This window comes from Achromobacter sp. T5-5, assembly GCF_055397965.1.
In genome coordinates, this window is record NZ_AP027919.1 from 899,400 (window position 1) to 912,415 (window position 13,016).

At 69.1% G+C, this 13,016-nt stretch carries 13 protein-coding genes; 9 read left to right on the top strand and 4 right to left on the bottom strand.

Features of this window, described 5'->3' with window-relative positions; translation table 11 throughout:
• Positions 1–38 precede the first annotated feature (38 nt).
• From ACZ50Q_RS04080 to ACZ50Q_RS04120, 9 genes are all read left to right on the top strand, one after another.
• Positions 39–740: a DUF1989 domain-containing protein gene (locus ACZ50Q_RS04080; protein ID WP_464080653.1), complete on the top strand. Its 702-nt coding sequence runs from the start codon at positions 39–41 to the stop codon at positions 738–740.
• A gap of 33 nt (positions 741–773) precedes the next feature.
• Positions 774–1,397 (top strand): cupin domain-containing protein, encoded by a 624-nt coding sequence (locus tag ACZ50Q_RS04085; protein WP_464080654.1) that lies wholly within the window; start codon positions 774–776, stop codon positions 1,395–1,397.
• Between the two features lie 28 nt (positions 1,398–1,425).
• The gene (speB, locus tag ACZ50Q_RS04090; RefSeq protein WP_464080655.1) at positions 1,426–2,364 is read left to right on the top strand and encodes an agmatinase; all 939 of its coding nucleotides are present in this window, start codon (positions 1,426–1,428) and stop codon (positions 2,362–2,364) included.
• A gap of 125 nt (positions 2,365–2,489) precedes the next feature.
• The gene (locus ACZ50Q_RS04095) at positions 2,490–3,470 is read left to right on the top strand and encodes a Bug family tripartite tricarboxylate transporter substrate binding protein (RefSeq protein ID WP_464080656.1); all 981 of its coding nucleotides are present in this window, start codon (positions 2,490–2,492) and stop codon (positions 3,468–3,470) included.
• A 55-nt stretch (positions 3,471–3,525) separates the two neighbouring features.
• On the top strand, positions 3,526–4,491 hold the full coding sequence (locus ACZ50Q_RS04100; protein WP_464081947.1) for a Bug family tripartite tricarboxylate transporter substrate binding protein: 966 nt from the start codon (positions 3,526–3,528) through the stop codon (positions 4,489–4,491).
• A 16-nt stretch (positions 4,492–4,507) separates the two neighbouring features.
• Positions 4,508–5,152 (top strand): flavin reductase family protein, encoded by a 645-nt coding sequence (locus ACZ50Q_RS04105; RefSeq protein WP_092580953.1) that lies wholly within the window; start codon positions 4,508–4,510, stop codon positions 5,150–5,152.
• 37 nt (positions 5,153–5,189) lie between these two features.
• On the top strand, positions 5,190–5,804 hold the full coding sequence (locus tag ACZ50Q_RS04110) for a glutathione S-transferase family protein (protein ID WP_464080657.1): 615 nt from the start codon (positions 5,190–5,192) through the stop codon (positions 5,802–5,804).
• A gap of 13 nt (positions 5,805–5,817) precedes the next feature.
• Positions 5,818–6,432, top strand: a complete 615-nt coding sequence (locus ACZ50Q_RS04115; RefSeq protein WP_464081948.1) for a carboxymuconolactone decarboxylase family protein — start codon at positions 5,818–5,820, stop codon at positions 6,430–6,432.
• A complete protein-coding gene (locus ACZ50Q_RS04120; RefSeq protein WP_464080658.1) occupies positions 6,429–7,346 on the top strand; it encodes an amidohydrolase family protein in 918 nt (305 codons plus the stop codon). The genes ACZ50Q_RS04115 and ACZ50Q_RS04120 overlap by 4 nt, the downstream gene beginning before the upstream one ends.
• Positions 7,347–7,379: 33 nt before the next feature.
• Here the strand turns inward: ACZ50Q_RS04120 and ACZ50Q_RS04125 are convergent, their stop codons facing one another.
• From ACZ50Q_RS04125 to ACZ50Q_RS04140, 4 genes are all read right to left on the bottom strand, one after another.
• Positions 7,380–8,342, bottom strand: coding sequence for a LysR family transcriptional regulator (locus ACZ50Q_RS04125; RefSeq protein ID WP_464080659.1), 963 nt, complete (start codon positions 8,340–8,342; stop codon positions 7,380–7,382).
• Positions 8,343–8,411: 69 nt separating this feature from the next.
• Positions 8,412–9,383 carry a Bug family tripartite tricarboxylate transporter substrate binding protein gene (locus tag ACZ50Q_RS04130; protein ID WP_464080660.1) on the bottom strand — a complete coding sequence of 324 codons (972 nt, stop codon included), beginning with the start codon at positions 9,381–9,383 and terminating at the stop codon, positions 8,412–8,414.
• Between the two features lie 57 nt (positions 9,384–9,440).
• Positions 9,441–11,789, bottom strand: coding sequence for an acyl-CoA dehydrogenase (locus ACZ50Q_RS04135; RefSeq protein ID WP_464080661.1), 2,349 nt, complete (start codon positions 11,787–11,789; stop codon positions 9,441–9,443).
• Positions 11,786–13,009, bottom strand: a complete 1,224-nt coding sequence (locus ACZ50Q_RS04140; protein ID WP_464080662.1) for a CaiB/BaiF CoA transferase family protein — start codon at positions 13,007–13,009, stop codon at positions 11,786–11,788. The genes ACZ50Q_RS04135 and ACZ50Q_RS04140 overlap by 4 nt, the downstream gene beginning before the upstream one ends.
• Positions 13,010–13,016 lie beyond the last annotated feature (7 nt).

Genomic DNA, 13,016 nt, shown 5'->3' on the forward strand with positions numbered 1-13,016 from the left:
CCCGAACTTCTTCCCCCTCTCATCGAAGGACACGCACCATGGACCACCCCATCGCCCACCCCGCCGTCGCCGACAACGGCGAACCCGTCGGCCTGAACAACACGCACCGCGAGCCGATCTCTCCGGACGGCACGCCAGAACTGGGCAAGGTCTACGAAGTGCCGGCCCGCCACGGCCGCGCGGTGCGCGTGGCCAAGGGCCAGGTCATCCGCATCATCAACACGCACGGCAGCCAGGTCTGCGACACGTGGGCGTTCAAGAGCGACGACCTGAGCGAGTTCATGTCGATGGAACATGCCCGCGCCGCGATCGACCGCATCATTCCCCAGGCCGGCGACCCGCTCTTCAGCAACCGCCGCCGCAGCATCATGACCATGACGGCCGATACCTCGCCCGGCGTGCACGACACGCTGATGGCCGCGTGCGACGCCTACCGCTACCGCAACCTGGGCGTGGAGCACTACCACGACAATTGCGCCGATAATATGCGCCTGGCGCTCAAGGCCATTGGCCTGCGGGCTCGCGAAGTGCCCCAGCCCTTGAATCTGTGGATGAACATCCCGGTCGGCAGCGATGGCGGCGTGCAGTGGCTGCCGCCGGTGTCCAAGGCGGGCGACTACGTCGATCTGCGCGCCGAGATGGATTGCGTCGTGGTGCTGTCGGCCTGCCCGCAAGACATCGTGCCGATCAACGACAACCGTCCGGTCGAGGTGCATTTTTCGGTGCGCGCCCAGGCCTGACGATTCTTCCCGACGACAACGCGGTATACGCATATGGCAAAGAAAAGCAGGGAAACGGCGGCCGAGCCGAACGTCGCGCACGAGGGCGAAGCGGCCCTGTCCTCGCTGGGTCCCCGGCTCAGGCATGCGCGCATGGTGCATGGCCTGACGCTCAAGGCGCTGGCGCAGGCGGCCGATTGCTCCGAAAGCCTGTTGTCGCGCGTCGAGCGCGGCCAGGCCATGCCGTCGCTTGCGAACCTGCATCGCCTGGCCCGCGCGCTGGGCACCAACGTGGCCGAGCTGACGGCGGCGCATGCGCCGCCCGCTTCGCCCGTGATCCGGCAGGCGGACCGGCCCATCATCGAGTTCACCAGTCAGCGCGGCCGCAAGCCGGGCGTCAAGCTGGAGCGGGTGATCGTCCCCATGCGCGGCCAACTGCTGCAGGCCGACATCCACCAGCTTGCGCCCAAGGCCGAAAGCCTGGAGCAGATCGCGCATGCGGGCGAGGAAATGGGCTACGTGATCGAAGGCGAATTCGAGCTGCGCCTGGGGTCCGAGGTCCATCTCATGCAGGCGGGCGATTCCTTCTACTTTTCCAGCGATGTGCCGCACAGCTACCGCAATCCGGGCCGGACGGTGGCGCGCGTGTTGTGGGTGAACACGCCAGCCACGTTCTGATCCGGGGAACATCACCACGGAAACAGCAATGAGCACCGATACCTCGATGCAGGGGCTGCCGCGCTACAGCGGCATTCCCACTTTCATGCGGGTCCCGCTGGCCCGCGGGCTGGAGGACTTCGACATCGCCCTGGCGGGCGTGCCGTTCGATGGCGGCGTGACCGCCCGGCCCGGCGCGCGATTCGGCCCGCGCGAGATCCGCAACATGTCCACCATGATGCGCGCCATCCACCACGTCACGGGCTTCAACCCCTTCGCCGCCTGCAAGGTGGCCGACGTGGGCGACGTGCCGTTCACGGACGTCTTCCACCTGGAACGCGCGCATGACGATATCCGACGCTTTTTCGAGCCGATCTTCGCGGCAGGCAAAAAGGCGGTCATCGCGGGCGGCGACCATTCCATCACTTTTCCCGTCTTCCAGGCGATCGCGCCGGCGCAGCCGCTGGGCATGGTGCACATCGACGCGCACACCGACACCTGGGACTATTACGTGGGATCCAAGTTCAGCCACGGCTCGCCCTTCCGGCGCGCCGTCGAGGCCGGGTTGCTGGATCCCGCGCGCACCATCCAGATCGGCATCCGGGGCGCGCAGAACACGGACGAGGGCTGGCGCTATTCGCTGGAAAGCGGCATGCGCGTGGTCTTCATCGAAGAGTTCGACGCGGCCGGCGTGCAGGCCATCATTGCCGAAGCCCGGCGCGTGGTGGGCGACGGCCCGGCCTATCTGTCGCTGGACGTGGACGGGCTGGACCCGGTCTATGCGCCCGGGACCGGCACCCCGGAGGTGGGCGGTCTGTCCACCCGGGAAACCCTGGCGCTGCTGCGCGGACTGGACGGGCTGGACTTCGTCGGGGCCGACGTCGTCGAAGTGTCGCCGCCCTATGACCCCAGCGGCAACACGGCCCTGCTGGGCGCCACGCTAATGTACGAATGCCTGTGCCTGTTGGCACGCGGCCGCGCGTCCTGACGCCAGGCTGAGCGCCGGCGGCCCGTCCGGCCGCCGCGCAAACCAGATATGCGATCCCGCGCATAGCCCCGGCCCGCCCGCGCGCCTACCATTCTCCAAACACAAAAACGATGTTTGGAGACAGCATGAAAATGACAAACGCGCTGACCGCGCTTGGCCTGTGCCTCGGCATGGGCCTGGTTTCCGCGCCTGCCGCCGCGGACGGCTATCCCGACCGGCCGCTGCGCATGGTCGTGCCCTTTCCGGCGGGCGGGGCCACTGACCTGATGGCCCGCGCCCTGGCGCAGGGCCTGGGGGAAAAGCTCGGCCAGTCCGTCGTGGTGGAGAACCGCGGCGGGGCAGGGGGCTCGATCGGGGCCGAGGCCGTGGCCACCGCGGCGCCCGATGGCTACACGCTGCTGTATTCGACGATGGGCGTCTTGACGATCAACCCGTCGCTCTACGCCAAGCTGCGCTACGACCCGCAAAAGAGCTTTGCGCCGGTATCGCTGACCAACCTGACGTCCAATCTGCTGGTGGTCGATCCGGCGCTGAAGGTCGATTCCGTGGCTGAACTGGCGGAGCTTGCCCGCCAGCGGCCGGGGGAGTTGACCTTCAGCTCCTCGGGCAATGGCACGACCAGCCACCTGGCGGGCGAGATGTTCAAGTCGACCGCCAAGGTGGACATCCGTCACATTCCCTACAAGGGCACGTCCGGCGCCATCAATGACTTCATGGCCGGCCGCATTTCGATGATGATCGACACCTCGTCCAATTTCATCGAACAGGTCAAGCAGGGCAAGATCAAGGCGCTGGGCGTGACCAGCCGCAAGCGGCTGGCGGCGTTGCCGGACGTGCCGTCGATCTCGGAGACGCCGGGTTTCGAGTCGTACGAGGTGAGCCTGTGGTCGGGCGTGCTGGCGCCGGCGGGAACACCGCGTCCGATCATCGACCGGCTGAACGCCGACATCAAAAGCGTGATGACGTCGCCGCAGATGGTGGAGCGGATGGCCGGCTACGGCATCCAGACCACGCACAGCACGCCCGAGGAATTTTCCGAACGCATCCGCGCCGATACACAGAAGTGGGCCCGGATCATCGAACAGTCCGGCGCGCGGGCGGACTGAACGCCGGCCCGCCCCGCCATCGCCTCTCCTAACGGACGGAACTCCCATGCCTTCGATGATCCGAACCCTGCTGGCGGCCGCGGCCGCCCTGTCCGCCCTGTGCGCGTCCTTCCCGGCCGCGGCGGCCTATCCGGAGCACCCCATCACCCTGATCAATCCGTACGCAGCCGGCGGCCCGGCCGACGTGGTGGCGCGCAGCCTGGCGCGCGCGCTGGAAAAGCGCCTGGGCCAGCCGGTCGTGGTGGAAAACAAGCCCGGCGGCGGCGCGTCCATCGGCACGGGCTTCGTGGCGCGCGCCAAGCCGGACGGCTACACGCTGCTGCTGGGCACGGCGGCGGGCCACGTGGTGACGCCGTTGATGCAGAAGACCGCGTACGACGGCGTCAACGGCTTTGCGTTCTGCTCGGTCGTGGCGGTGCAGCCCATCATGCTGGTCGTGAACCCGTCGCGCGGCATCAAGACGGTGCAGGACCTGATCGCCCGCGCCAAGGCCGAACCCGGCAAGCTGAGCTACGGGTCGGCCGGGGTGGGCGGCGCCACGCACTTGGGCGCCGAACTCTTTCAGCAGGCCGTGCACGTGCAGCTCAATCACATTCCGTACGCTGGCGCGGCGCCCGCGATCAACGATGCGGTGGGCGGGCAGATCGACCTGGCCATGCTGAACCTGTCCGCCAGCCTGCCGTTCATCCGGCAGGGACGGCTGGTGCCGCTGGCCTATGCGGCGGACAAGCGTTCGGCGCTGCTGCCGGACGTGCCCACGCTGGACGAGGCCGGGGTGCATGGCGCGCAGGCCGCCACCTGGTACAGCCTGGCCGCGCCGGCCGGCACGCCGGCCGACATCGTGCAGACGCTGAGCGACACCGTTCGGCGCGTGAACGACGATCCCGAGTACCAACGCGTCATGCAGGACCAGGCGATCTCGCTGATGGCGCTGTCGCCCCAGGACGCCACGGCGTACGTCCAGAAAGACCGCGCCGACATGCAGCGTCTGCTCGGCACGCTGGGGCTGCTGGCCAAATGATGACGACGCCCACGCCATGAACTTCGACTTCAGCAAGCTGGCCCCGGCCGACGCGTTCAAGCTGCTTTCCAGCGTGGTCGTGCCGCGGCCCATCGCCTGGGTGGTCAGCCAGTCGGAAGCGGGCGCGCGCAATGCCGCGCCGTTCTCGTTCTTCAATGTGGTCAGCAGCGATCCGCCCATCGTCGCGCTGGGCATCGGACCGCGCGCAGGACAATTGAAGGACACCTCGCGCAACATCCTGCAGACGCGGCAGTTCGTGATCAACCTGGTGTCGGCGGAACTGGCCGAGCAGATGAACCACACCAGCCTGGACTACGATGCCAGCATCGACGAACTGGCGCGCGCGGGCCTGGCGATCGAGCCGTCCCTGATCGTGGCGCCGCCGCGCATCGCGCAAAGCCCGGCGGCGTTGGAGTGCGAGGTGTGGCAGGTGCTGGAAGCGGCGCCGCAGCGGTTGATCGTGCTGGCGCGCGTGGTGGCGCTGTACCTGCGCGATGATGCCTTGCTCGATGCCGGTAAATGCTATGTGGACACCCCGGCGCTGCGCCTGCTGGGCCGCATGCATGGCGCGGGCTGGTACGCGCACACCAGCGATCTTTTCCAGATGCGCGCGCCGGAAGTGGCCAATGACCCGGCCATAACGCCCGCGCAGGGGCACTGAATGCCCGCATGACCTTGAATCCCTTGGGAGCTTATCGATGAAACTGCATTGGTCGCCGCGTTCGCCCTTCGTGCGCAAGGTGATGATCGTCCTGCACGAAGCGGGCATCGCGGACCGCGTGACGCTGGTGCGCACGCCGGTCGCGATGGACAAGCCCAATCTGGACCTGCTGCCCGACAATCCGCTCATCAAGCTGCCGACGCTGGTGCTGGACGACGGCACGCCGGTGTATGACTCGCGCGTCATCTGCGCCTATCTGGACGGCCTGACCGGCTGCGGCCTGCTGCCCGCCGACCCCGGGGCGCGCCTGCTGGCCGAGCGCCGCCAGGCGCTGGGCGACGGCTTCCTGGATGCGCTGCTGCTGTTCCGCCAGGAACGCAATAAGCCCGCCGAACGGCAGACGCCCGCGTGGCTGGACGCCTTTGCGCTGAAGACGAAGGCGGTGCTGGCCGCGCTGGAAGTCGAGGCCCCGGCGCTGCAGGCGTCCCGCTTCGACCTCGGGCTGATCGCCATCGGCTGCGCGCTGTCCTATATGGACTATCGTTTTCCGGACATCGCCTGGCGCGACGGGCATCCGGCGCTGGCCGCCTGGCACGAGCGCTTTGCCGCGCGCCCGTCGGTGGCGCGCACCCAGCCCGACGAAACCCCATGAAGAAAGGACGATGATGAGCCGCATCCCGCTGCCCGACCCCGACAGCATGACCGATGACCAGAAGCGCGTGTACGAGAAGATCGTCTCGGGGCCGCGCGGCCGTCTGGTCGGCCCCTTGCGCGCCGCGCTGCACAGTCCCGAACTGGCTGAGCGCTGGCAGGCGCTGGGCGCGCTGCTGCGCTTTGGCACCAGCCTGCCGCCCCGCGTCAGCGAACTCGCCATCGTGGTGACGGCGCGCCGCTGGAACAGCCAGATCGAATGGCACATCCACGCGCAGGCCGCCCGCGCGGCAGGCATTTCCGATGCGGTGCTGGACGCGATCCAGGCGCGCGCCACGCCGGTATTCGACAACCGCGACGACGAAGTGGTCTACGAGTTCGCGCGCCAGCTCCAGGAAACCGGACAGGTCGATCCCGCCCTGTATGCACAGGCGGTGGAGCGTTGGGCGGCGGTCGGCGTGGTGGAGCTGACGGCCGTGATCGGCTACTACACGATGGTGTCCATGACGCTGAACGCGCACGAGATCCCGATGCCGGACGACGCGCCGCCGCCGCTGGACACGCCTCGGCAGGACGGCGGGCCGGCGCTCAGCCGGCTGGCGCCGCTGGGCAAGCGGGGGCAATCATGAGCGCCGCCGCCAGCGGGGACCGGAAAGCCAGCCCTTACGTGCCGGACAGCGTCGAGACGCCGCGCATGCCTGTCGCCCCGAAACAGGCGCTGCCCGCAGGCGCGTGCGACACGCATTGCCACGTCTTCGGTCCCTACGACCGCTTTCCCCTGCAGCATCCGTCGTCCTACGCCGCGCCGGACGCCGCGGCGCCGCGCTACCTGCGCATGCTGGACACGCTGGGCGCGGGGCGCGGCGTGCTGGTGCAGCCCGCGCCCTATGGCACGAACCCCGATGCGCTGCTGGACGCGCTGGCGCAGGGCGCAGACCGCCTGCGCGGGATCGCCGTGGCCGATCCGTCGGTCACCGACGCGCAACTGCGTGACCTGTACGAACGCGGCGTGCGCGGCCTGCGCTTTGTCGAGGCGCGCGACCCCGCAGGCAATCTGTTTCCCGGCAGCGTGGGGTTCGATCAGGTCGCCACGCTGGCGCCGCGCATGAAGGCGCACGGCCTGCACGCGCAGCTCTGGGCGCCTTGTGACACCTATCTGCGCCACCTGCCGGCGCTGGCGGGGCTGGACCTGCCAATCGTCATCGATCACCTGGGCAGCCTGGTGCCGGCGCGCGGCGAATCGGATCCGGTGTTCCAACTGCTGCGCGGACTGCTGGCCGAAGGACGGATCTGGATGAAGCTGACGGTGTGCCGCGTCGGCACCGCCCCGGACTACGAGAACGCCCGCTTCATCCACGATGCCTACACCGCCGCCAACCCGGACCAGGTGCTGTGGGGCTCGGACTGGCCCTTCGTGCGGATGGGCGCCGCCGCGCCGTCGGCCGACGCGCTGGTCGACCTGGCGCACGGCTGGCTGGGCAGCGACACGCTGCGCAAGAAGGTCTGGGTGGATAACCCCGCGCGCCTCTACGGTTTCAGGTAAACGGGGTCAAGTGAACGGCGGCGCGCCGGCCCGCTACGGGCTGGCGTGCCAGACGCCTTCGCCGCCGATCTCGCGCACCAGGGCCTCGATCTGCGCCGCCACTTCCATGACGGTGCGGCCCGGCCCCTTCGAGCGCGAGAACGCCATCGAGATGATGCGGCTCATGGTCGGATCGCGCAGGGCCGCGATGCTCAGCCGCCCTTCCTGCACTTCCTGCCAGACCGCGTGCAGCGGCAGCACGGTGTACATCTTTTCGTGTTCGACGATGGACTTCATCAGCGGCAGGGAATCGGCCTCGATCAGGGGCGCGATGGTGATCTTGCGCGCCCGCGCCAGGCCGTCCAGCGCGTTGCGCAGGCCGTTGGGCGCGCCGGGCAGGATGAAGGGCAGGCCATCGAGCTGGTCGAACGGGATTTCGCCTGCCTGCGTGCGCGCATCGCCCGCCGCACCGACAAGATAGGAGTCGACGTAGGCCAGCGCCTGTTCGCCGGGCGGGCATTTGTCGCCATAGCGGTACAGGATGGCGATGTCCACGCGGCTGTCCGTGAGCCATTCCTCGATCTGGCCGCTGGACCCCTCCAGGATCTTGAGGTGTACCTTGGGAAACTGCTGGCGCAGCCGCGAGAACAGACGGCGGATCAGCGGATGCGCCGTCGACGGCAACAGGCCCAGCGTGACCTCGCCGGCGGGCTCGCGGGCCTCGCCGTTGAGCTCCAGTTCCAGCCGTTCGGCGTCGTGCAGCAGCGTCTGCACCAGCGGGAAGAGGCGTTCGCCCACTTCCGACAGGTTGACGCCGCGGCCCGTGCGGTTGAAAAGCCGCGCATTGCACTCGCGTTCCAGCGCATTGATGCGGCGGCTCAGCACCGACTGGTCCTGGTCCAGGTACAGCGCGGCGCGCGTGATGCTGCCCAGTTCCGCGATGGCCAGGAAGGCCCGCCATTTGTGCAGGTCGGCGGTCAGGTCCAGGCTCAGGCCCGTGGCTTTTGCGGTTGGCATGGTCGATGGCGGCAATGGGCGGTCGTGGGAATCGGCATAAGCGTACGGCAAAAGCGCAGGGGCATGGCGTTATTGCAGTCCCAGCTTGCCGCGCCGGATCACCTCGCCCCATTTTTTCGATTCCGCCTCCATCAGCGCGCGGTATGCGTCGGGCGTGGTGGCCATGGGGATGGCGCCCTGGTCGATCATTTTCTGGCGCAGGACGGGGTCCGCGAGCGACTTGGCGATCGCGTCGGCCATCTTTTCCACGATGTCTTGCGGCGTGCCGGTGGGCGCGATGATGCCGTAGTTGGACTCGACGATGATGCCGGGAAAACCCGCCTCCTGGGTGGTGGGCACGTCGGGCAGGCCTTCGAAGCGTTGGGGGCTGGCCACCGCCAGCGCGCGCAGCTTGCCGGACTTGATGAAGCCCAGGGCGGCCGATGCGTCGCCGGGGAACATCTGCACTTCGTTGGACAGCAGCGCCGTCACTGCGGGCGCAGCGCCCTTGTAAGGCACGTGCATGATGTCGATGCCGGTCTGCTGCTTGAGCAGCTCGCCGCCCAGATGCGGGGTCGTGACGTTGCCGGCGGAGCCGTAGTTGTACTTGCCGGGCTGCTTCTTGGCGCTGGCGACAAAGTCCGCCAGCGTGGCGTCCGGCAGCGAGGGGTTGACCATGATGACCTGCGGAATGCGCGCCACCAGCGACACGTACTGGATCTTCGACACCTCGTACGGCACTTTCATGACGTGCGGCAGGCCGGTAATCGCGCCCGGCACGCCGAAGCCGAAGGTGCTGCCGTCGGGCGTGGCGCGCACGGTCGCGTCCACCCCGATGGTGCCGCTGGCGCCGGCCTTGTTCTCGATCACGATGGTCTGTCCGAGGCGCTGGCCCAGGGACGGCGCGAGCAGGCGGGCCAGGTTGTCGACCGAGCCGCCGGGCGGGTAGGGCACGATCAGGCGGATCGGCTGGCTGGGCCAGGGCTGCGCGGCGTGCGAGGCGGGCGCGGCGACGGCGCCCAGAATCATGGCCGCCACCGTCAGTGCGGTTGCTTTTTTCATGTGTCTCTCTCCGGATGCGCCGGCTTGGGCCGGCGCGTTGTCGTTGATTTTTTTCTGCTAGGCGCCTTGCAGGCCGAGGACCTGCTTGGCGTAGATGTTGCGCTGGATCTCGTTGGTGCCGCTGAAGATGGTTGCCGCCAGCGCGTTGACGTAGGGCGCCAGCGCATGGACGTTGCCGTTGCCGTTGCCGTAGCCCAGCCGCATCGCCGCGCCGCCGTATTCCTCGGCGATCTGGATCAGCAGCGCGCCCAGGCGCTCGTGCGTTTCGGTCGCCCAGATCTTCAGCAGCGACAGCTCGGGCGGCAGCGGACGGCCTGCCCTGGCCAGGTCCGCGAAGACGCGGTACATGGCGGTCAGGTCGGCGCTGTCCAGCCGCAGCTCGGCCAGCCGGTCCGTGAAGGCGGGATCGGCCAGCAGGCCGCGCTGGCGCGCGATGCTGAAGATCTGCTGCAAGGCATGGCTGGCGTGCTTGGGGCTGCCGCTGAACAGGCGCTCGAAGCCCAGCAGCGCCTTGGCGATGTCCCATCCGGCGTTCAGCTCGCCGACCACGTTGTCGCGCGGCACGCGGACCTGGTCGAAGAACACCTCGCAGAACTCTTCGTGGCCCGACAGCGTGCGGATCGGCCGGCGGCTGACGCCCGGGCTGGCCAGGTCCACCAGCAGGAAGCTGATGCCCGCCTGTTTCTTGACGGTCTTGTCGGTGCGCACCAGCATGAACATGTGCGTCGCGTCCTGCGCCAGCGTGGACCAGGTCTTCTGGCCCGTCACCACCAGTTCGTCGCCGTCGATCACCGCCTCGCAACGCAGCGAGGCCAGGTCGGAGCCTGCGTTGGGTTCGGAGTAGCCCTGCGCCCACACCGCCTCGCCGGACAGGATGCCGGGCAGAAAGCGCGCGCGCTGCGCCTCGGTGCCGTAGCGGATCAGGATGGGGCCCAGCATGACCAGGCCCTGGTCCGGCGCGCGCGCCACGCCGTAGCGCTCGGCCTCTTCGATGAAGGCGATCTGCCGGGCCGGGGACAGCGCCATGCCGCCATGCTCGCGCGGCCAGGCCGGCGCGATCCAGCCCTGGCGCGACAGCGTGAAATACCAGTCCTTGATCTCGTCCCAATGCAGCCGCCATGGCACGTGGCGCAGGGCGTCGGGGTAATGGGCGCGGAAGAACCGGCGCAGCAGCGCGCGGAACTGCGCTTCGGGCATGGCGTTCCAGTCGGCTTCGCGCGGGAATTGCGCGTCGCTGGCGTCGACCTCGCCGTCGTCGGCCGGCGGCGGGGCGGGATCGGGCGCCAGCGCGCCGTAGCGTTGGCGATGCGCCGTGGCGTTGCCCAGCCAGGCGCCCAGGTGCAGGGCGCTGCGGAAATACAGGCTGACGTCGCATTCGTCGGTGTAGCCGATGGCGCCGTGAAGCTGGATGGCCAGCCGCGACGCCTCGATGCCGGCACGCGCCGCGCGGGCCTTGACCCGGCTGGCGGCGGCCTTGCGCGTCTTGGCGTCGCCGGGCGCGGCCGCGATGGCGTTCAACGCGTCCAGCAGGCTGTTGGCGGCCAGTTCCACCTGCATCGCCGCGTCCACCAGCCGGTGCTGCAGCGCCTGGAATGACGACAACGGCCGGCCGAACTGCGTGCGCGTGTTCAGGTAGGCCACCGAATCGGCCAGCACCTGGCGCGCGATGCCCACCAGTTCCGCCGATTGCATCAGCCGGCCGTAGTCGATGGCTTCGTCCACGGCGTCCAGCACGCCTGCGCGCGCCAGCAGCGCGTCCGGCGCGAGGACGGCCGATTCGATCGCCAGGTGGCAGGCGGGCGAGCCGTCGGCGCGCTCGTGGGCGTGCACCGTAACGCCCGGCGTGCCGGCCGGCAGGTAGAAGAGCGCAGAGCCCGCTTCGCCGTCGGCCGTGACCAGCCAGCCATCCACGGCCGCGCCGGGGATGACGTGGCGCTTTTCGCCGTTCAGCACATAGGCGCCTTCGCGCGCGGTGAATGTCACGCCGAAGGCCCCGGCGGCCTCGCCGGCTTCGAGCTGGCCCTCGGTCTCCTGCCACGCCAGGCCCACGACGCGCTCGCCCCGGCAAATCGCGTCCAGGAGCCGGTCGCGCGGACCGGCGTCGCCCGCCGGCGCGATGCGGGCCAACAGCGTCGTGGCCAGCACGCCCGCGCCCACGAGCGGCTCGGGCAGTTGCGCACGGCCGGCCTCTTCCAGCACGGCGGCCATCGCATGCCAGCCCAGGCCAAGCCCGCCCAGCGCTTCGGGCACGCTCATGCCCAGCCAGCCGACCGAGGCGATCTCCTTCCAGTATTCGCGGTCGCCCGCCGCCGCCTTGCGCTTGCGTTGACGCTGGTCGCGGCGCTGCAGAAAGTCGCGCGCGCTGTCGCGGATTTCTTCGATAAACTCGTGGTCGATGGCGTTCATACGATGCCCTCGGCTTGCAGGCGTCCGATCGCGTCGGCGGACAGGCCCAGTTCCGCGCGCAGGATGTCGGCGGTGTGTTCGCCCAGCATGGGGGGCGGCAGGCCGACGGCGATGGGCGTGCCGGAGAAATGGATGGGATTCCGGATGACGGGCATGGCGCCCAGGGCGGGATGCTGGACGCTGCCCAGCACCTCGCGGTGCCGCACCTGCGGATCCTCGAATACCTGGTCCATGGTGTAGATGGGGCCGCAGGGAACATTGGCGCCGGCCAGGGCCTGGTTCCAGTCGGCCACCGTGCGCGCCCGCATCGCCGGTTCGATCAGCCGGGACAGGTCCGCCTGCGCGGCCGCCCGCTTGGGATTGGTGTCAAAGCGCGGATCCTGCGCCAGCGCGGGCAGGCCGATGACGCGGCAGAAGCTGCCAAACTGCGAGTCGTTGCCGACCGCCACCATCAGGTGTCCATCCGCGCACTCGAAGGCGCGAAACGGCGCGGTGATCTGCGAGGCCGAGCCCATGCGGGCGGGCAGCTTGCCGCTGGCCAGGTAATTCATGCCGATGTGCGAAATGGCCGCGATCTGCGCATCCAGCAGCGCCAGGTCGATGTGCTGGCCCACGCCCGAGATCTGGTCGCGGTGCCGCAGCGCGGCCAGGATGGCCGACACGGCGTAAAAGCCGGCGGTCAGGTCCGACACCGAGTAGCCGGCCTTGACCGGCCCCGCGCCGGGTTCCCCGTCCGGCACGCCCGTCACGCTCATCAGGCCGCTCATGGACTGGAAGATGGGGTCGTAGCCCGGCAGGTGGCTGTAGGGGCCGGTCTGGCCGAAGCCGGTAATGGAGCAATACACCAGGCGCGGATTCAGGGCCGACAGCGCGGCGTAATCCAGCCCGTAGCGCCGCAGGTCGCCGGCCTTGAAGTTCTCGATGAGAATGTCAGCCTTTTGCGCGAGCTGGCGCACCAGTTCCTGGCCCTCCGGCCGCGAGATGTCCAGGGTCAGGGACTTCTTGCCGCGGTTCATCGCGACGAACGAGGACGTCTCGCGGCTGGGCTGCCCGTCGCGGTCCGGCATGGGATAGCCCTGGTGCCGCACGTCGTCGCCACGGCCGGGGCGCTCCACCTTGATGACCTCGGCGCCAAAATCGGCCAGCATCTGCGCGGCCCACGGCCCGGAGAACACGCGGCTCAGGTCGAGGACCTTCACGCCTTCCAATGCACTGCTCATGGCGGCC

Excerpts from the sequence above, each read along its gene's own strand:
- ACZ50Q_RS04080 (WP_464080653.1), top strand. The coding sequence starts at position 39 with ATGGACCACCCCATCGCCCACCCCGCCGTCGCCGACAACGGCGAACCC.
- ACZ50Q_RS04085 (WP_464080654.1), top strand. The coding sequence starts at position 774 with ATGGCAAAGAAAAGCAGGGAAACGGCGGCCGAGCCGAACGTCGCGCAC.
- speB (WP_464080655.1), top strand. The coding sequence starts at position 1,426 with ATGAGCACCGATACCTCGATGCAGGGGCTGCCGCGCTACAGCGGCATT.
- ACZ50Q_RS04095 (WP_464080656.1), top strand. The coding sequence starts at position 2,490 with ATGAAAATGACAAACGCGCTGACCGCGCTTGGCCTGTGCCTCGGCATG.
- ACZ50Q_RS04100 (WP_464081947.1), top strand. The coding sequence starts at position 3,526 with ATGATCCGAACCCTGCTGGCGGCCGCGGCCGCCCTGTCCGCCCTGTGC.
- ACZ50Q_RS04105 (WP_092580953.1), top strand. The coding sequence starts at position 4,508 with ATGAACTTCGACTTCAGCAAGCTGGCCCCGGCCGACGCGTTCAAGCTG.
- ACZ50Q_RS04110 (WP_464080657.1), top strand. The coding sequence starts at position 5,190 with ATGAAACTGCATTGGTCGCCGCGTTCGCCCTTCGTGCGCAAGGTGATG.
- ACZ50Q_RS04115 (WP_464081948.1), top strand. The coding sequence starts at position 5,818 with ATGAGCCGCATCCCGCTGCCCGACCCCGACAGCATGACCGATGACCAG.
- ACZ50Q_RS04120 (WP_464080658.1), top strand. The coding sequence starts at position 6,429 with ATGAGCGCCGCCGCCAGCGGGGACCGGAAAGCCAGCCCTTACGTGCCG.
- ACZ50Q_RS04125 (WP_464080659.1), bottom strand. The coding sequence starts at position 8,342 with ATGCCAACCGCAAAAGCCACGGGCCTGAGCCTGGACCTGACCGCCGAC.
- ACZ50Q_RS04130 (WP_464080660.1), bottom strand. The coding sequence starts at position 9,383 with ATGAAAAAAGCAACCGCACTGACGGTGGCGGCCATGATTCTGGGCGCC.
- ACZ50Q_RS04135 (WP_464080661.1), bottom strand. The coding sequence starts at position 11,789 with ATGAACGCCATCGACCACGAGTTTATCGAAGAAATCCGCGACAGCGCG.
- ACZ50Q_RS04140 (WP_464080662.1), bottom strand. The coding sequence starts at position 13,009 with ATGAGCAGTGCATTGGAAGGCGTGAAGGTCCTCGACCTGAGCCGCGTG.